The following is a 17,567-nucleotide window of genomic DNA, read 5'->3' on the forward strand; positions in this document are numbered from 1 at the left end:
GGACGGAACCGCTCCCGGCGCGTCGTCCACATTCCCCCTCAGGGGGGTCGACTCTCGTCGGTCCGGCCTGGCACCATGGTCCGGTCGCGCCGTGGGAACGCTTCCATGGTGCAGCCCACGACAGCTCGACGAGGAGCCACCGCATGGACCAGCCCACCGTCCGCACCACGGACGGCCCACCGATCGCGCGACGCACCGTCCTGGAGATGGGGTGCGGGCTCGTCGGGCTCGGCCTGCTGGCGGCGTGCTCGGACGACGCGCCGCTGCCGGCGCCGACCCCGACGGCGACGCCGACCGGGTGGGTCGCGCCGGCGTCGATGAGCTTCCCGGACGGGTTCGTGTGGGGTGCCGCGACGTCCGCGTTCCAGGTCGAGGGCTCGACGACGGCGGACGGCCGCGGCCCGTCCATCTGGGACACGTTCTGCGCGCAGCCGGGCCGCATCGACGACGGCTCGACGGGTGACCCGGCCGCGGACCAGTACGTGCGCTGGGAGTCGGACCTGGACCTCATGGTGGGGCTCGGGCTGCAGGCCTACCGGTTCTCGGTCTCGTGGCCGCGCATCGTGCCCGAGGGCAGCGGGCCCGTGAACCAGAAGGGCGTGGACCACTACCGCCGGCTGGTGGACGGCATGCTCGATCGCGGGCTGCACCCCGCGATCACGCTGTACCACTGGGACCTGCCGCAGCCGCTGCAGGACGCGGGCGGCTGGGTGAACCGCGACACCGCGGACCGGTTCGCCGAGTACGCGGCGGTCATGTTCGAGGCGCTGCGTGACGTCGAGGCGACGTGGCTGACCATCAACGAGCCCAAGACCACGGCGATGGTCGGCTACGCGGGCACCGAGCACGCGCCCGGCCTGGGTGACCTGGACGCCGGCATGGCGTCCGTGCACCACCAGCTGCTCGCGCACGGCAAGGCCGTCCGCGCCTTCCGGTCCGTCGGGGGAGCGGGCGGCATCGGCATCGCGCTCAACCTCATGCCCGTCTACCCTGCCGAGGGCGCCGAGCAGGCCGCGCGGCACCTGGACGCCGCGGAGAACCGGCTGTACCTGGACCCGGTGCTGCTCGGCACGTACCCCGACGACGCGGTGGGCGACCTGCCGGGTCAGCTGGGCGCGGACCGCGACGCGTTCGAGGCGCTCGTGCTCGACGACGACCTGGAGGTCATCTCCTCGCCGTGCGACGTGCTCGCGGTGCAGTACTACGGCGTGGCGGGCATCGACAAGGGTGGCTCCTGGCTGCAGCTGTACCCGCGCTCGCCCGCGGGCTGGCAGCAGGTCCACGCCGAGGGCCTGTACGAGACGCTCGTCGGCCTGCGGGCGGACTACCCGGACCTGCCGCCGCTGGTCATCTCGGAGAACGGCACGCCGGACCCGGACCCGCAGGGGCAGATCGACGACCCCGTGCGGCTCGAGTTCCTGCGCACGCACCTCCAGCAGGCCGCGCGCGCGGTCGACGAGGGTGTGGACCTTCGGCAGTACTACGCGTGGTCGCTGCTCGACAACTTCGAGTGGGCGCGCGGCATGGCGCAGCGGTGGGGGATCGTGCACGTGGACTTCGACACCCAGGAGCGCACCCCGAAGGCGAGCGCACGCTGGTACGCCGGCGTGGTGGCGGCGAACGCGGTGGCCTGACCGCACGCGCCGTCCCGGCGTCGTGACGACTCTCACAGGTCACCCGGGACCATTGTGCGCAGCGTCACCGGGGCCCCGGGGTGTCCCCTGCGGGGCACGCGGATACCGTTGCAGGTATGCCTCAGTCTGCCTCGACCCCGGTTGGCGCTGCGCCGGACGTGCCCCGTCCGACCAAGCCGCGCAAGGTGCCCCGTGTGCTCGTCCTCGGGGGCGGGACCGTCGGCCTGTACACCGCGCGCCGCCTGCGCAAGCGGCTCGGCAAGCGCGAGGCCGCGATCGTCGTCGTGGACCCGCGTCCGTACATGACGTACGCGCCGTTCCTGCCCGAGGCCGCGGCCGGGTCCATCGACCCGCGCAACGTGGTCGCGCCGCACCGTCGCGCCCTCAAGGGCGTCGACGTGCTGCAGGGCAAGGTCTCGCAGATCCACCACGCGGAGCGCACGGTCGAGATCACGCCCGAGGAGGGCGAGCCGTACTGGGTCACGTACGACCACCTGGTGGTCGGCCTGGGCTCGGTGGCGCGCACGCTGCCGATCCCGGGGCTGGCCGAGCAGGCGATCGGGTTCAAGAACGTGGAGGAGGCCATCGCGGTCCGCAACCACGTGCTGAACCGCATCGAGGCCGCCGCGTCCACGTGGGACCCCGAGCTGCGCCGCCGCATGCTGACGTTCGTCTTCGTCGGCGGCGGGTTCGCGGGCATCGAGGCGCTCGCCGAGCTCGAGGACATCGCGCGGTACACGGTCGCGCACTACAAGCAGATCGAGCAGGACGAGCTGCGGTTCGTGCTGGTCGAGGGCAGCCCGCGCATCCTGCCCGAGGTGAGCGAGGAGCTGGGTGGCTACACGCTCGAGCAGCTGCGCAAGCGCCGCATCGAGATCCACCTGTCCACGTTCCTGAGCTCGTGCGTCGACGGGCACATCGTGCTGTCGAACAAGCTCGAGTTCGACGCCGACACGGTCGTGTGGACGGCGGGCGTCAAGGCCAACCCCGTGCTCCAGCAGTCGGACCTCCCGCTGGACCAGATGGGCCGCGTGACGTGCAACGCCGCGCTCCAGGTGGTCGACGCGGACGGCACCGTGGTCCCGGACGCGTACGCCGCCGGCGACTGCGCCGCGGTGCCGGACCTGTACGAGCCCGGCAAGTTCTGCCCGCCCAACGCGCAGCACGCGCTGCGCCAGGGCAACCACCTGGGCGACAACCTGGCGCGCGTGCTGCGCTCGGCCGAGGTCACGGACTACAAGCACAAGAACGTGGGCGCCGTCGCGTCGCTCGGCATGTACAAGGGCGTCGCGCAGATGTTCGGCAAGATCAAGGTCCGCGGGTTCCCCGCGTGGGTGCTGCACCGCACGTACCACGTGTTCGCGATGCCGACCGTCAACCGCAAGCTGCGGATCATGGCCGGCTGGACGGGTTCGCTGCTGCTTCGCCGTGAGGTGGTCCCGCTCGGCGCGCTGCACGACCCGCGTGCGGAGTTCCGTGCCGCGTCGGTGCCGCCCAAGCCGCGGATCGTCGAGCCGTCCGAGAAGGACCCGGAGATCGCGGGCGGGACCGCGGCGGCGAAGGCCAAGAGCGCGAGCTGATCGGGTTCAGGCCGAGCGTCCCGCGGCCGCGGCCGCCAGCAGCGCGTCGAGCACGCCCGCGTCGTCCTGGACGCGTGCGCCCATCGCCGTGGCGGTGCGTGCGCTGACCGCGCCCGCGAGCAGGCCCAGCACGAGCGCGGTCGGGGCCTGCACGCGCGCGTCGGGCCGGTCCTCGCGCGCGAGCTCGATGCGCACACCCGCCGCCTCGGCGTGGACCGTCAGCGCCAGCCCGTCCGCCTCGACCGCGATCCGTCCGGGGCGTGTGACGACCGCACCGTGCAACAGCGCGTGCGCCGCGAGCGCGAGCCACTGCGGCTGCACGGTGTCCCCGGGCCGGGGCCCCGACGCCATGAGCGGGGCGCCCCACCGCACGAGCCCGAGCACGGGTTCGCGCAGGTCCGCGCCGCGCGGTGTGAGCGCGTAGACGACCGCCTTGCGACCCTCCTCCTGGCGGCGTTCGACGATCCCGGCGGCCACCAGGTGCCGCAGCCGATCGGTCAGGAGGTTGCTGGCGACCCCGGGCAGCGCCGCCCGCAGCTCGGTGTGCCGGCGCTCGCGGATGAGCAGCTCGCGCACGATCAGCAGGTTCCAGCGGTCGCCGATCAGGTCGAGCGCGCGGGCCAGGCCGCAGAACTGCTGGTAACCCTGCACCCTTGTGCTCCTTCGTCGTCCGGCTCTACGGTTGAGAATATCAACCGATCGGCCCGAGGAGCCTCGATGACCCTCCCCGCACCGCAGTGGCTGGACCTCGACCTGTACCCCTTCGACCGTGCGGTGCACGAGGTGGGGGGCCATCGCGTCCACGTCGTCGACCACGGCACGGGGCCCACGCTCCTGCTGCTGCACGGCAACCCGACGTGGTCGTTCGTGTGGCGCGGCGTGATCACCGAGCTCGCCCCCGACCACCGGTGCGTCGCCCCCGACCTGCCCGGCTTCGGCCTGTCGCAGGCGCCCGCGGGGTTCGACGGCCGGGCCGAGTCGATCGCGGACGTGCTCGCCGAGCTGGTGGTCGCCATGGACCTGCGGGACGTGGTGCTGGTGGTGCAGGACTGGGGCGGACCGATCGGGCTCGACCTGGCCCAGCGCATGCCGGACCGGTTCCGGGGGCTGGTGATCGGCAACACCTGGGCATGGCCCGTCACGGGCGACCCGCACTTCGAGCGGTTCTCGGCGCTGCTGGGCGGGCGGGTGGGTGCGTGGCTCATCCGGCGGCTGAACCTGGTGGTGCGCGGCCTCATCCCCGCGGGTCATCGTCGGCGCCGCCCCACGCGCGCCGAGATGCGGCACTACCGGCACGCGCTCGGCACCCCGGCCCGGCGCCAGGCGTCCGCGGTGCTCCCGCGCGAGATCGTGGCCGCGGCGCCGTTCCTGGCGCGCGTCGAGGCCGGGCTCGTGGCGCTGCGGACGCTGCCCGCGCTGCTGGTCTGGGCGGACCGGGACATCGCGTTCCGCCGCACCGAGCTGGAGCGCTGGCGGCGGGAGCTGCCGGGCGCGCGCACGGTCGAACTTCCCGGAGCGGGGCACTACCTGCAGTCGGACGCGCCGCAGGAGTTCGCCGCCGCGGTCCGCGCGTTCGTCGCGCAGGACCTCGGCGCCGCGGTCGGCACGGCGCACGACGAGGAGGCGCGCGCGTGACCGAGCCGGACCCCGCCGAGCTGTTCGAGGACGTCGTCGAGGCGCTCACGGCCCAGGGTGCGCGCAGCGGCCGGATGATGGGCCGCCCCATGCTCTCGATCGGGGGTCGGATGCTCGCGTGCCTCGACGACGGTGTGCTGGGGGTACGGCTGGGCGCCGGCAGCGCCGAGCACACCGCGGCGCTCGCGCTGCCGGACTCCGCGCTGTTCAGCCCGGGCCGCAGCCGCCGGCAGTTCCGTGACTGGGTGGCGCTCGCACCCACCGCGGGCGAGCACTGGGTGCCGTACGCCGAGGCCGCGCTGCGCCGCCTCACGGCGTGAACGCTCGTGCCCCCGGCGGGGCTCGAACCCGCACTACGCCGGGTTTAAGCCGGCCGCCTCTGCCAGTTGGGCTACGGGGGCGCGGTCAGCATCCTGCCGCACGCGGTGGCGGCGCGGTCTCAGGCCAGGCCGGCCGCGCTCTCGGCGTCCTCGATCTGCGCCGTCCACTCGCGCTTGGTGCTGCGCCACCCCTCGTCGTCGACGCCGGTCCGCCAGTAGCCCGAGGCCGAGAGGTCCGCGCGCGCGACGCCTCGCTCGAGCCGCAGGTAGCGCCGGATCTCGCGGACCGCACCCGCCTCGCCGTGCACGAACGCCCCGACCCGGCCGCCGGGCCACGGGAGCGCGAGCGTCGCCTCGACCAGCCGGCGTCCGGGTGCGGTGTGGTCGGCGTGCAGCCACCGCACCTCGACGCCCGGGGGACAGGCGAGTGCGAGCTCGTCGGCCGGGCCGGCGACCTCGACCAGCGCCCACCCGCGCGCCGCGGCGGGGAGGCGCTCGAGCGCGACCGCGACGGCCGGGAGCGCGCTCGCGTCGCCGACGAGCAGGTGGTGGTCCACGTCGGGCGACGGCGACCACGCGCCGCCCGGGCCGAGCACGAGCACCTCGTCGCCGGATGCGGCCGCCGCGGCCCACGGACCCGCGAGGCCGACGGTGCCGTGCACGACGACGTCGAGCGTCAGCTCACGTGTCGTCGGGTCGTAGGCGCGGACGGTGTACGCGCGCAGCCGCGGGACCACGTCGGCCGGCAGCGTGGCCCGCACGGCGTCGAGGTCCAGCCGGCCGTCGGCGCCCCGCGGCCGCGGTCCCGCGGGCAGGAACATGAGCTTGACGTAGGCGTCGGCGTGCGGGTCCGGCACGAATACGGACATCCCCGGGCCGCCGACAACGAGCCGCACGAGCCCGGGTGTGAGGCGCTCGCTGCGCAGCACGTGGGCGAGCACGGGCGCCGGGCGGGCGCGCGGGCCGCGGGCCGCCTCGCCGCGCGGCGGGACGGAGGCGGGCGGGAGGGTCACGGTGCGCGAGCCTAACCGCGCTTCTTGTCGATGCTCGCGTCGAGCGACGCGTTGAGGTGCTGCAGCGAGCCCGCGAGCGAGGTCAGCTCGTCGGACGTCCAGCTCCCCAGGACGTCGGCGTAGACCTCCCACCGCGCGGCGCGGCTGTGCTCGAGCGCGTCGCGGCCCGCCGCCGAGATCGCGATGACCGAGCGGCGCGCGTCGGCCTCGTCCCGCCCGCGCTCGACGAACCCCGCCTCCTCGAGCTGCAGCACCTGGCGGGTCACGGTCGAGGCGTCCAGGCGAAGGTGGTCCGCGATCTCGTGCAGGCCCGCGGGTCCGTGCTCGTCCAGGCGGCTGAGCGTGAGGTACGCCGAGCGCTCGAGCGTGCCCTCGAGGCGGCGCGAGCGGCGGCGGTTGCGGTCCGCCAGGCGCAGCAGGAGCGCGACCTGGCGCTCGACGTCCGGGATGGCGGGGTCCATGCGTGCTCCTCGTCGGCGGTCCGGCGCCCAGCGTAGGGGCCCGCACGCACGGACGGCCCCGCGGACGCGAGGTCCGCGGGGCCGCCCGGTGCGGCTCAGCTGATCAGGCGTCGCGTCGCTTGAGCAGCACGGCGGCCACGGCCAGCAGCACGAGCACCCAGCCGACGAGCACGGCGTAGCCGCCCCACGCGCTCAGCTCGATGCCCCTGCCCATCTGGTCGTTCATCGCGTCGATCATCTCCTGCGGCTGGGCCACCCGATAGCCGGCCGAGGCCGGCATGAACGGCCGCACGTACTCCAGCGGGCGCCACGGGATCGCCAGCACCGCGTTCTCGACCACCAGGAGCAGACCGAGCACGGAGGCCATCGCCGCGGCCGAGTGGCGCAGGAGCGCGCCGAACGCGAACGCGAAGACCGTGATGGTGGCCAGGTACAGCGCGTTCCCGAACAGGACACGCACGGTCTCGGCGTCGCCGAGGTCGAGCGCGACGTTCTTGGGGCTGAGGATCGGGGTCTGCACGGCTGCCGCGAGCGCGACGACGACGGTCGCGATCACCATCATGGATCCGCCGAGCACCACGAGCTTGGCCCACAGGACGGGGGTGCGCCGTGGGGCTGCCGAGAGGCTCGCCCGGATCATGCCCGTCGTGTACTCGCCCGTGATCGTGAGCACGCCCAGCACCACCACCGCGAGCGACGCGAGGTTGACGGCGACCGAGTAGGGCACCAGCGCAGGAAGCCCGTCGCCGGCGTCCATCTCGCCGACGTTCTGCGCGATGATCAGGCTGATCAACGCGACCAGTGCGACGACCACGACCGCCATGACCGAGACCGTCCACACGGTCGAGCGCACGGTCCAGAACTTGATCCACTCGGACCTGACCAGCCGGGGGAACGTCACGCCGGGCTTGGCGGGGATGCCCTCGGGCACGGGGGTGGGCGTCAGCGTCGCGGCGCTCATCGGGTGGTCTCCTTGGCGAGTGCGGGCTTCGGGGCCTCGGCCTGTGCCGGCTCCGACGAGCCGGCCGCGGGCTCGGCGATCGCGGAGTGGTACTCGACCGAGTCCTGGGTCAGGGACATGAACGCCTCCTCGAGCGAGCCCGAGACGGGCGTGAGCTCGTGCAGCGTGATCCCCGCGGCGGCCGCCGCGTCGCCGATCTGCGGCGCCGACGAGCCGAGGACCTCGAGCAGCCCGGGCTCGAGCGGGTTGACGACGACGTCGGGCCCCGCGACCAGCTGCGCGAGCTGCGTGGCCTGCGGTGAGCGCACGCGGACCGATGCGCGCGTGCTGCGCGCGACGATCTCGTCGACCGGCCCGTCCGCGACGATCTTGCCGCGGCCGATGACGATCAGGTGGTCGGCGGTCAGCGCCATCTCGCTCATGAGGTGCGAGGACAGGAACACCGTGCGGCCCTGCGAGGCCAGGTGCTTGACCAGGTTGCGCACCCACAGCACACCCTCGGGGTCGAGCCCGTTGACGGGCTCGTCGAGGATCAGCGTGCGCGGGTCGCCGAGCAGCGCGGCCGCGATGCCGAGCCGCTGGCCCATGCCGAGCGAGAACCCGCCCACGCGGCGCTTGGCGACGCTCTGCAGGCCCGTCATCTCGATGACGGTGTTGACGCGCTTGTCGCCGATGCCGTGCGTCGCGGCGAGCGCCCGCAGGTGGTTGCGCGCGCTGCGGCCGGTGTGGACCGCCTTGGCCTCGAGGAGCGCTCCGACCTCCGTGAGCGGCGACGCGTGGTGCGCGTAGGGCTTGCCGTTGACGGTCACGGCGCCGTGCGTGGGCCGGTCGAGGCCCACGATCATGCGCATGGTCGTCGACTTCCCGGCGCCGTTCGGGCCGAGAAAGCCGGTGACCTTGCCGGGCTGGACGGAGAAGGAGATGCCGTCGACAGCGGTCTTGCTGCCGTAGCGCTTGGTGAGGTTCTGGGCCTCGATCATCGCGGGGTCCTCGGGTCGGTGACGCGGACGTGGACGACCCTACGGGGCGGACGGAGGTCACGGACATACGACCGTGGGAGGACTTCGGGGTCGCGCGAGTGGGGGAAGTCCCTGATCCTGACCCTGAGGCGCGCCGCCAGGGAACCGACCGGGCGGCCGGCACGTTCAGCACCTACAGACCAGCGCCGTCCGGCGCAGGCCGACCAGGAGGACACCGTGGCGAACCCCGTGTTCAGCAACAGCCCCGTGTTCGGCGAGCGGACACGAGGGGGCGGGACGCTCGTCGCCCCGTCGACGATCGATGCCGCCTCGCTCGACCGGATGTACGGCGCACCCGCCGCCACCACGCGCGAGACCGGCCGGATGACGTACGACGACGTCATCATGAAGACCGGCGGGCTGCTCGCGCTGCTCGTCGTCGTGGCCGCCGGCAGCTGGGCGCTCGTCGAGACGCTCCCGTGGCTGTGGATCGCGGGCGCGGTGGTCGGGCTGGTGCTCGGCCTCGTCAACGCGTTCAAGCGTGAGCCCAGCCCCGTCCTGATCACGCTCTACACCGTCGCGCAGGGCGTGTTCCTCGGCGGGATCAGCGCGTTCTACGAGGCCGCGTGGAACGGCGTCGTCGGTCAGGCCGTGCTGGCGACCGTCGCGGTGTTCGCGACGTCGCTGTTCCTGTTCCGGTCCGGCCGCGTCCGGGTCACGCCCAAGTTCACGCGCTGGCTCCTGGTCGCGATGGTCGGCTACCTGGTGTTCTCGCTGCTCAACTTCGGCCTCGCGGTGTTCGGCGTGGGCGACGGCGCGTTCGGGCCGCTGCGCAGCGGCTGGCTCGGCGTGGTCGTCGGCCTGGTCGCGGTCGGCCTGGCCGCCGCGAGCCTGATCGTGGACTTCGACGCGATCAAGCGCGGGGTCGAGGGCGGCGCGCCGCGCAAGATGGCCTGGGCCGCGGCGTTCGGTCTCATGGTCACGCTCATCTGGCTGTACCTGGAGCTGCTGCGCCTGCTGGCGATCATCCGCGGCGACTGACGCCGCACGCGCACGCGGACCACGGGTCCGCCCGAGCCACCCGTCGACCCCCGCTAGGGTCGGCGGGTGGCTCTCTTCGACCTCCCGCTGACCGAGCTCGAGCGTTACCTCCCGGAGCTCGACGAGCCCGCCGACCTGGACGAGTTCTGGGCCTCGACCCTGGCGCAGGCCCGCCGGCACGACGTGCTGGTCGACGCGCGCCCCGTGGACACGGGTCTGCGGCTGATCGACACCACCGACCTGACGTTCGCGGGCTTCGACGGGCAGCCGGTGCGCGCCTGGGTCACGCGGCCCGCGGGCTCGTCGGGTGACGTGCTGCCCGCGGTGGTCGAGTACATCGGCTACAACGGCGGCCGCGGGTTCGCGCACGAGCACCTGGCGTGGGCCGCGGCGGGCTACGTGCACCTGCTCATGGACACGCGCGGCCAGGGCTCGTTGTGGGGCACGGGGGCGCACACGCCCGACGAGGCGGGCTCAGGGCCGGCGGCGCCCGGGTTCATGACCCGCGGCATCGAGGACCCCCGGCGGTACTACTACCGCCGTGTGATGACCGACGCCGCGCGCGCCGTGGACGCGGTGCGCGCGCTGCCCGGTGTCGACGCCGCACGCGTCGCGGTCGCGGGCACCAGCCAGGGCGGCGGGCTCGCGCTCGCGGCCGCCGGGCTGTCCGACGGGCTCGTCGCCGTGATGCCCGACGTGCCGTTCCTGTGCCACTTCCGGCGCGCGGTGGATGTCACCGACGGCTTCCCGTACCAGGAGCTCGTGCAGTACCTGTCCGTGCACCGGGGCACCGCCGAGCGCGTCTTCCGCACGCTGTCCTACGTCGACGCCGTGCACCTGGGCCGGCGGGCCGACGCGCCCGCGCTGTTCAGCGTCGCGCTGCGGGACGACATCTGCCCGCCGTCCACCGTGTTCGCGGCGTACAACCACTACGCGGGGCTCGCGCCGCAGCGGCCCGAGACCGCGATCGAGGTGTACGAGTTCAACCGCCACGAGGGCGGGCAGGGCTACCAGCTGGACCGGCAGCTGCGCTGGTTGGCGGCCCTGGTCGGCTGATCCGCGTCAGCGCGGGGCCGTGACGAAGATGTCGAACAGGTGCGGGCTGTGCGCGTGCACCAGCACCATGAACACGACCGCGTCGAACAGCAGGTGCACGACGAGGACGTACGTGAGCGACTTGGTCCGCGAGAACGTCCAGCCCTGGATCAGCGCGAACGGGATGGTGAGCAGGGGACCCCACGAGCGGTAGCCGAGCTCCCACAGGAACGAGACGAACACCGCGGCCTGGAGCAGGTTGGCCTGCCACACCGGGAAGTGCCGTCGCAGCAGCGCGAACACCGTGCAGACGAAGAACAGCTCGTCCCACGTCCCGACGGCGTTGACGCCGACGAACAGGCGCGCGATCTCGTCGGGCTCCACCACGGTGGGCCAGTTGCGGTACGCGCCCGACGACAGGAAGTAGAACGGCAGCACCAGGTACCCCGCGGCCACGACCACCGCCAGGTAGGACCACTGCCAGCGCGTCCACCTCTGGCCCGTGCGCCACGGGAACCGGATGACCCGGTCGCCGAACACGTGGTGCGAGAGCACGTACGGGACGACGACCGCCGCACCGAGCGCGACCGCGAAGCGCACGATCGCCGCGTCCGACAGGTCGGCCGCGAGCGGGATGGTGCTCACGATGCTCATGCCGACGGCGACGACGAGCAGGTCCCGGCCGAGCACGCGGTCCACCGCGAAGGCCAGCAGCACGCCGACGACGAGCGGGACGTAGGCCAGGGGCCGCACGTGCACCGCGAACAGCAGGATCGCCGACCCGCACACCAGGACCGCAGCGGCCAGGCGAGCGGCGTGCGCGGGCGCCGTCGTGGTCGCGGCGTCGCGCACGGTCGAGGTCATCGGGCCACCCTGCCAGGCCGCGCCAGGAGCGGCGCGCCGGACGGATGGGGCACGGGCGTCGACCGGAGGGCGGCGGCCGGTGCGGCGGGTGTGGGCGACGTGCGGCACGATGGTCCGAGCGCGCCCCGGTCGGGCGCACCTGTCGACCTGAGGAGATATGTGATGACTGCAGCCCTGCCCGAGGTGTCCGGCTCGTTCGGCGAGAAGCCGACGCTGACGTTCCCGGACGCCGCGCCGTCGGGTGAGCTCGAGGTCCTGGTGCTGAGCCGTGGCGACGGCGAGCTGGTCGAGGCGGGCGACGAGATCGAGGTGCACTACCTCGGTCAGTCGTGGCAGGGCGGGGTGTTCGACAACTCCTACGACCGCCGCTCGTCGATCAGCTTCCCGATCGGCGTGGGCGCCGTGATCGCGGGCTGGGACGAGGGCCTGGTCGGCCAGCAGGTCGGATCGCGCGTGCTGCTCTCGATCCCGTCGCACCTGGGCTACGGCGACCGCGGCGTCCCGCAGGCCGGCATCAAGGGCGGCGACACGCTCGTCTTCGTGGTCGACCTGGTGGGCACCAAGCGCTGAGGTCCTGACCGTCGGACGCACGAGAGGCGCGACCCCCGCGGGGGCCGCGCCTCTCGTGCGCTGCGGAGCGGTCAGGTCACAGGACCTGGGCGACCGCCGACGCGAGATCCTTGATGGTGCGCCCGTTGGCCTTGACGCCCAGCGCGGTCATGGTCCATCCCGCACCGTTGCGGGAGACCTTGGCCATGATCTGCGCGGTGTGCGGGCCCGAGCCGGTCAGGTCGAACCGCGCGACCTCCTGCTCGTTGGTCGAGTCGACCAGACGGCAGAACGCGTTCTCCACCTGGCTGAACGACTCGCCCGAGTAGCTGTTCACGGTGAACACCAGCTGCGTGACCGACGGCGTCACCGCACCGAGGTCCACGACCACCGACTCGTCGTCACCGTCGCCCGCACCCGTGAGGTTGTCACCGAGGTGCTGGACCGAGCCGTCCTTGCTGCGGAGCTGACGGAACCAGACCTGGTCCACCAGCGTGCCGGCCGCGTCGTACATCAGGCACGAGGCGTCGAGGTCGATCGCCTTCTCCTTGACGCGACCGAACAGGCCCTTGACCTTGGCGGCGTCCCAACCCAGGCCCATCCGGACGCGGGTGAGGCCCGCGCCGTCGGACTTCGCGAGCGAGACGGACTGGCCCTTGTTCAGGCTGACTGACATGTGTTGCCCCTTCTGCTGGGTGGTCGGGTCGACTCGGCGTGCTCAGCCGGCGTGGACCAGCTCCTCGGTCTCGGCGTTGCGGCGGTTGCGCAGCACGGAGGTGAGGAACGCGGCGCCGATGAACGCGACGCCCACCAGGCCGGTGATGATCTCGTCGATGTGCACGCCGATGCTGACGAGCAGGATCGCGGCCAGGGCGCCGATCGCCCAGTGCGCGCCGTGCTCGAGGTACACGTACTCGGACAGCGTGCCCTTGCGGACCAGGTAGACGGTGATCGAGCGGACGAACATCGCGCCGATGAAGCCCAGGCCGAGCGCGATGATGATCGGGTCCGCGGTGATGGCGAACGCACCCACCACGCCGTCGAACGAGAACGACGCGTCGAGCACCTCGAGGTAGAGGAACAGGAAGAACGCGGCCTTGCCCGTGGCCTTCGCGACCGCCGTGGGCCCGCCCGACCGCGCGGGCGCGGCCTCGTCGGCCTCGTCCTCGCCGCCGCCGCCCGCCGACTCGAACAGCGAGCCGAGACCGTTGACCGTGATGTAGGTGACCATGCCGAGGATCCCGGAGACCAGGACCACCTCGGGCTCGTCGGCCGCGAGCTCGGCGGCGAACACCAGCGCGACCGCCGCGACGACGACCGAGAGCATGTCGAGCTTGCCGATCCGTGCGAGCGGTCGCTCGATCCAGGACAGCCAGGTGATCTCCCGCTCCTCGAACACGAAGTTCAGGAAGAGCATCAGCAGGAACATGCCACCGAACGCGGCGATCTGCGGGTGCGCCTCGTTGAGGATGAAGCCGTAGGTCCCCGGCTCGTGCGGGTCGCCCTTCTCCATCGCGAGCCGCAGCGCCTCGACCGGGCCCAGGTCGGCGGTGATGCCGACGATCAGCAGCGGGAACACCAGACGCATGCCGAACACGGCGATGAGCACGCCGACGGTCAGGAACAGGCGCTGCCAGAACTCGCTCATGCGGTTCAGCACGGTCGCGTTGACGACCGCGTTGTCGAACGACAGCGACACCTCGAGGACACCGAGGATCAGGCAGAGGGCGAAGGCCGACCAGCCGCCGTAGAAGTACGCGACGACCAGCGAGACGACCGTGATGGCGATCGACCAGCCGAAGATGCGGAGTGCGGAGTGCTCAGCAGGCATGGACTCGTTCCTGGGTGACCGGCGCGGTCCGAGGTGGCCGGGCGCGGGACGGGGAGGGTGACGGCCGGATGGCGTCAGGGAATTCTAGGGGTTCGCCCGCGGGACGGCCGGGGCCGTCCCGCGGGCGGGCTGCGGGGTCAGCCGACGTTGACGCCGAAGTCCCGGGCGATGCCCAGGAGCCCCGACTCGTACCCCTGGCCGACCGCGCGGAACTTCCACTCCGCACCGTGGCGGTACACCTCGCCGAAGACCATGGCGGTCTCCGAGGACGCGTCCTCCGTGAGGTCGTAGCGGGCCAGCTCCTGGCCGTCCGCACGGTTCACCACGCGGATGAACGCGTTGCGCACCTGCCCGAAGTTCTGCGAGCGCGCCGCGGCGTCGTGGATCGAGACCGGGAAGACGATCCGCTGCACCTCGGGCGCGAGCCGCGCGAGGTCGACGTTGACCGACTCGTCGTCGCCGTCGCCCTCACCCGTGCGGTTGTCGCCCGTGTGCTCGACGGTGCCGTCGGGCGAGGTCAGGTTGTTGTAGAAGATGAAGTGCTGGTCGGACAGGACCTTGCCCTCGGCACCCAGCAGCAGCGCCGAGGCGTCGAGGTCGAAGTCCGTCCCGCTCGTCGTGCGGACGTCCCAGCCCAGGCCGACCGTGACGGCCGTGAGGTTCGGGGCCTCCTTGCTGAGCGAGACGTTGCCGCCCTTGGCGAGGGAGATGCTCATGGCCGCCCTCAGACCGTGACGCCGAAGTCGCGGGCGATGCCCGCCAGGCCCGAGGCGTAGCCCTGGCCGACCGCGCGGAACTTCCACTCGGCACCGTTGCGGTAGACCTCGCCGAAGATCATGGCGGTCTCGGTCGAGGCGTCCTCCGAGAGGTCGTAGCGCGCGATCTCGGTGCCGCCGTCGCCGTTCACGATGCGGATGAACGCGTTGCGCACCTGGCCGAAGCTCTGGCCGCGGCCCTCGCCGTCGTAGATCGAGACGGGGAAGACGATCTTGTCGACGTCGGCCGGCACGTTGGCGAGGTCCACGCGGAGCTGCTCGTCGTCGCCGTCGCCCTCACCCGTCAGGTTGTCGCCCAGGTGCTCGACCGAGCCGTCCGGGCTCTTCAGGTTGTTGAAGAACACGAAGTGCTTGTCCGAGAGCACGCGCCCGGCCGGGTCGACCAGCAGCGCCGCGGCGTCCAGGTCGAAGTCCGTCCCGGTGGTGGTGCGGACGTCCCACCCGAGCCCGACGACGACGCTGCGCAGCCCCGGCGCCTCCTTCGTCAGGCTGACGTTCCCACCCTTGCTGAGGCTGACGCCCATGTGTCCTCCAGTGATGCGGCCGTGGCCGGTCGTGATGATGGGCAGGTGCCCGGTGCCTACCGTAAACATGTCGACGGCCGCGCGGGGCCGGTCCGGGCGTCCGGGGACGAAACCGGTTGCCTCGGGGCACGCGCGACGTCCGCCCGCGACCGGTCCCGCGGGTCTCACCGGGACCCCTGGCCGCACCGGTGGTGCGGTCGACGCGGATAGCATCGACGCTCGACGAGGTCGACGGGGTGGGGACATGCGCTGGTGGGCGAGGCTGCGGGGTGAGTCCGCGGAGGCGGACGACGCCGCCGTGACCGACGCCGGGGCCGACGACGAGAGCCCGCAGGCGCTGCGCGCCGGGATCGACGCCGTGGTCCGCACCATCAACGCGAGCGGTGACGACCTGCCGACCGCGGCGCTGGCCAACGCGCGGCACCTGACCGACACGCTCACGCTGCTGGTCGACTCCGCGCAGCTGCGGCCGCTGGACACCGGGACGGCGCTCACGGTGCGGGCCGCGACGCAGGACTACATCCCGACGACGCTGCGCACATACCTGGCGCTGCGCCCCGACCTGCGCGAGGCTCCCGGACCCGACGGCGCGACGCCCATGCGGTCGCTCGTGCAGCAGATCGCCACGCTGCAGGAGGGCTTCACCGCGATCCTGGAGGCCCGTGAGCGGCGGGACGCCGACGCGCTGGCGGTCCAGGGGCAGTTCCTGGAGGCCAAGTTCCACCGTTCGGATCTCGACCTGTGAGCGAGGACATGACGCGACCAGCCCCCCGACCGACGCGCGCGCGTGCGACCACGGGAGCCCGGTGATGGCCGGGCCCATGGCGCGCGGCGCCGTCGCCGAGCTCACGCGTGAGCTGCCGCACCTGCGGGGTGTGGTCGTCGGCGTGCAGCTCAGCTCACCCGAGCCGCTGCTCGCTGAGGACCTCGTGGTCGCGACGCTCCTGTGCGACACGCAGCACCGCGTGCTGTCCGACGAGCACATGGTGTTCTTCAACCAGCTGACCGAGCCCGCGGGGACGGTCGAGCAGCGCGCGCGGTCCCGGGGTGACGACCTCGAGCAGGTGGAGGTGGACCTGGACGGCGTGCCGGCGGACGTCGCGCGCATCGTCGTCGTCGCGTACCTGAACGGGGGGAACGCGCGACGACGGACGCTCGGGCAGCTGCGCGAGGCGCGCATCCGCCTGCTCGACCTGGCGGACGACTCCGAGGTGGTCCGTTCGGAGAACCTGGCGCCCGCGCTGTCCACCGAGACCGGCCTGGTGCTCGGTGAGCTGTACCGCCGCGGTGCGGAGTGGCGGTTCAAGGTGGTGGGGCAGGGGTACGCCGACGGCGTCGTCGGGATCGCGGCGGACCACGGCGTCGCGCTGTGACGCTCCCGGACCCCGCGCGCGCACCGCGTCGCGACGACCTGCCCTGGCTGCGTCGTCGGCCGCGCCCCGGCCCGCGCGCGACGAGCGCGTCCACCGGGGCCGTGCGCACGCCGGCGCAGGCGTCCGCGCCATCGGCCGCCGCGGCGCCGGCCGCGCCCGCCCGCCCGCTCGTCGCGCCGGATGCGCCGCCGGCCCGCCCGCTCACCGGGCCCGGGCCGGAACAGGCGTCCGCGTCGCTGCCCGCGCCCGGGCCGGGCGTCTCGTCGCTCGACCTGACGCCGCCCTCGGCGCCCGCCGCCGCACGTCCCGCCGCGGGCCGTCGGCCGGGTACCCGTCGGCGGCGCTCGGCCGCGGACGGCGACCCGGTGCTGGGATGGCAGCCCCGGCGCGCCCGCGCGGACCGGCCGGTGCTGCTCACCCGCGAGCGCCCGACCGTCGTGCTCACACCCGTGCAGTCGGGCGTCGGTGCGCTGCGGATCACCAGCATCGTCTCCGAGCAGGTCGGCGACCTCACGCTCGGCGCGCTGTGCACGCTCGCCGACGGCTCGGCGACGCTGCTGGACGCCAACCGGGACATGTCTGCTGCGCCGGCGGGTGCCCGCAGTCCGGTGGTGAGCGCCGCGGGCCGGGACCTGTCGGTCGACCTGCGCCAGGTGCGCGCGCTGCGCCGCCTGGTCGTGGTGGCGTTCTCGCCCACGTCCGCGGTCGTGACGTGGGGCGGCGTGGTGCGCGTCGAGCTGGTCGGGGGGACGCGCGTGGACGTGCCGCTCGAGCGCGAGCCGCAGGCCGGTGCGCTCGTCGCGCTGTCCGTGGTCAACGTCGACGGGTCGCTGGTGCTGCGCGCGGAGGACGAGCTGGTGCCGGGCGCGCTGCGCGAGGTGGGTCAGGCGTACGGCTCGGGACTGCGCTGGGTCGACGCCTGGACGCCGGTCGTCTGAGCGCGCGCACCGTCCACAGCCCGTGCGGGCCGGTCGGCATGTCCGGTTAGGCTCTCGGCGGCGCGGCCCACCA

20 protein-coding genes and 1 tRNA gene are annotated in these 17,567 nt (G+C 73.2%); 10 read left to right on the forward strand and 11 right to left on the reverse strand.

The genetic code is table 11. The features are described 5' to 3' along the window. Positions 1-143 precede the first annotated feature (143 nt). Complete coding sequence (locus CELGI_RS03230; RefSeq protein ID WP_013882679.1) at positions 144-1,634, forward strand: GH1 family beta-glucosidase; 1,491 nt, start codon at positions 144-146, stop codon at positions 1,632-1,634. Positions 1,635-1,750: 116 nt separating this feature from the next. Next, positions 1,751-3,214, forward strand: a complete 1,464-nt coding sequence (locus tag CELGI_RS03235; protein WP_041574083.1) for an NAD(P)/FAD-dependent oxidoreductase — start codon at positions 1,751-1,753, stop codon at positions 3,212-3,214. A gap of 6 nt (positions 3,215-3,220) precedes the next feature. On the opposite strand, the gene CELGI_RS03240 is transcribed toward CELGI_RS03235, so the two are convergent. Further along, positions 3,221-3,865: a winged helix-turn-helix transcriptional regulator gene (locus CELGI_RS03240; protein ID WP_013882681.1), complete on the reverse strand. Its 645-nt coding sequence runs from the start codon at positions 3,863-3,865 to the stop codon at positions 3,221-3,223. 66 nt (positions 3,866-3,931) lie between these two features. On the opposite strand from CELGI_RS03240, the gene CELGI_RS03245 reads away from it, so the two are divergent. Together CELGI_RS03245 and CELGI_RS03250 are read left to right on the forward strand one after the other, a co-directional pair. Next, a complete protein-coding gene (locus tag CELGI_RS03245) occupies positions 3,932-4,849 on the forward strand; it encodes an alpha/beta fold hydrolase (RefSeq protein WP_013882682.1) in 918 nt (305 codons plus the stop codon). Next, positions 4,846-5,169: a hypothetical protein gene (locus CELGI_RS03250; RefSeq protein WP_013882683.1), complete on the forward strand. Its 324-nt coding sequence runs from the start codon at positions 4,846-4,848 to the stop codon at positions 5,167-5,169. Before CELGI_RS03245 ends, CELGI_RS03250 begins: the two co-directional genes overlap by 4 nt. 7 nt (positions 5,170-5,176) lie before the next feature. On the opposite strand, the gene CELGI_RS03255 is transcribed toward CELGI_RS03250, so the two are convergent. The 5 genes from CELGI_RS03255 to CELGI_RS03275 all read right to left on the reverse strand — a co-directional run bounded on the left by CELGI_RS03255 (position 5,177) and on the right by CELGI_RS03275 (position 8,584). Further along, positions 5,177-5,250: transfer RNA gene (locus tag CELGI_RS03255), tRNA-Leu, on the reverse strand. Positions 5,251-5,288: 38 nt separating this feature from the next. After that, positions 5,289-6,182, reverse strand: a complete 894-nt coding sequence (locus tag CELGI_RS03260; protein WP_013882684.1) for a siderophore-interacting protein — start codon at positions 6,180-6,182, stop codon at positions 5,289-5,291. Positions 6,183-6,193: 11 nt separating this feature from the next. After that, complete coding sequence (locus CELGI_RS03265) at positions 6,194-6,643, reverse strand: MarR family winged helix-turn-helix transcriptional regulator (protein WP_013882685.1); 450 nt, start codon at positions 6,641-6,643, stop codon at positions 6,194-6,196. Between the two features lie 103 nt (positions 6,644-6,746). Then, positions 6,747-7,604 carry an ABC transporter permease subunit gene (locus tag CELGI_RS03270; protein ID WP_013882686.1) on the reverse strand — a complete coding sequence of 286 codons (858 nt, stop codon included), beginning with the start codon at positions 7,602-7,604 and terminating at the stop codon, positions 6,747-6,749. Then, entirely contained in the window at positions 7,601-8,584 is a 984-nt protein-coding gene (locus CELGI_RS03275; protein ID WP_013882687.1) for an ABC transporter ATP-binding protein, read from the reverse strand. The genes CELGI_RS03270 and CELGI_RS03275 overlap by 4 nt, the downstream gene beginning before the upstream one ends. A gap of 216 nt (positions 8,585-8,800) precedes the next feature. Between CELGI_RS03275 and CELGI_RS03280 the strand changes: the two genes are divergently transcribed. Together CELGI_RS03280 and CELGI_RS03285 are read left to right on the forward strand one after the other, a co-directional pair. Next, positions 8,801-9,604, forward strand: a complete 804-nt coding sequence (locus tag CELGI_RS03280; protein ID WP_013882688.1) for a Bax inhibitor-1/YccA family protein — start codon at positions 8,801-8,803, stop codon at positions 9,602-9,604. A gap of 66 nt (positions 9,605-9,670) precedes the next feature. After that, positions 9,671-10,660, forward strand: a complete 990-nt coding sequence (locus CELGI_RS03285; RefSeq protein WP_013882689.1) for an acetylxylan esterase — start codon at positions 9,671-9,673, stop codon at positions 10,658-10,660. Positions 10,661-10,666: 6 nt separating this feature from the next. Here the strand turns inward: CELGI_RS03285 and CELGI_RS03290 are convergent, their stop codons facing one another. Then, the gene (locus tag CELGI_RS03290; protein ID WP_013882690.1) at positions 10,667-11,503 is read right to left on the reverse strand and encodes a CPBP family intramembrane glutamic endopeptidase; all 837 of its coding nucleotides are present in this window, start codon (positions 11,501-11,503) and stop codon (positions 10,667-10,669) included. A 162-nt stretch (positions 11,504-11,665) separates the two neighbouring features. On the opposite strand from CELGI_RS03290, the gene CELGI_RS03295 reads away from it, so the two are divergent. Then, positions 11,666-12,073, forward strand: coding sequence for an FKBP-type peptidyl-prolyl cis-trans isomerase (locus tag CELGI_RS03295; protein ID WP_013882691.1), 408 nt, complete (start codon positions 11,666-11,668; stop codon positions 12,071-12,073). Between the two features lie 76 nt (positions 12,074-12,149). On the opposite strand, the gene CELGI_RS03300 is transcribed toward CELGI_RS03295, so the two are convergent. The 4 genes from CELGI_RS03300 to CELGI_RS03315 form a co-directional block, all read right to left on the reverse strand. Beyond that, entirely contained in the window at positions 12,150-12,728 is a 579-nt protein-coding gene (locus CELGI_RS03300) for a TerD family protein (protein ID WP_013882692.1), read from the reverse strand. 42 nt (positions 12,729-12,770) lie between these two features. Beyond that, a complete protein-coding gene (locus CELGI_RS03305; protein ID WP_013882693.1) occupies positions 12,771-13,883 on the reverse strand; it encodes a DUF475 domain-containing protein in 1,113 nt (370 codons plus the stop codon). Positions 13,884-14,020: 137 nt separating this feature from the next. Next, positions 14,021-14,599 (reverse strand): TerD family protein, encoded by a 579-nt coding sequence (locus tag CELGI_RS03310; protein ID WP_013882694.1) that lies wholly within the window; start codon positions 14,597-14,599, stop codon positions 14,021-14,023. Positions 14,600-14,607: 8 nt separating this feature from the next. Continuing rightward, positions 14,608-15,183 (reverse strand): TerD family protein, encoded by a 576-nt coding sequence (locus CELGI_RS03315; protein ID WP_013882695.1) that lies wholly within the window; start codon positions 15,181-15,183, stop codon positions 14,608-14,610. 244 nt (positions 15,184-15,427) lie between these two features. Here CELGI_RS03315 and CELGI_RS16260 point away from each other — a divergent pair, with 244 nt between their 5' ends. The 3 genes from CELGI_RS16260 (at position 15,428) to CELGI_RS03330 (ending at position 17,494) form a co-directional block, all read left to right on the forward strand. Further along, on the forward strand, positions 15,428-15,928 hold the full coding sequence (locus CELGI_RS16260; protein WP_013882696.1) for a hypothetical protein: 501 nt from the start codon (positions 15,428-15,430) through the stop codon (positions 15,926-15,928). A 64-nt stretch (positions 15,929-15,992) separates the two neighbouring features. After that, a complete protein-coding gene (locus CELGI_RS03325; protein WP_013882697.1) occupies positions 15,993-16,556 on the forward strand; it encodes a TerD family protein in 564 nt (187 codons plus the stop codon). Then, positions 16,553-17,494: a hypothetical protein gene (locus CELGI_RS03330; RefSeq protein WP_013882698.1), complete on the forward strand. Its 942-nt coding sequence runs from the start codon at positions 16,553-16,555 to the stop codon at positions 17,492-17,494. The genes CELGI_RS03325 and CELGI_RS03330 overlap by 4 nt, the downstream gene beginning before the upstream one ends. Positions 17,495-17,567 lie beyond the last annotated feature (73 nt).

Source organism: Cellulomonas gilvus ATCC 13127, from assembly GCF_000218545.1.
Taxonomy (GTDB): Bacteria; Actinomycetota; Actinomycetes; order Actinomycetales; family Cellulomonadaceae; genus Cellulomonas; species Cellulomonas gilvus.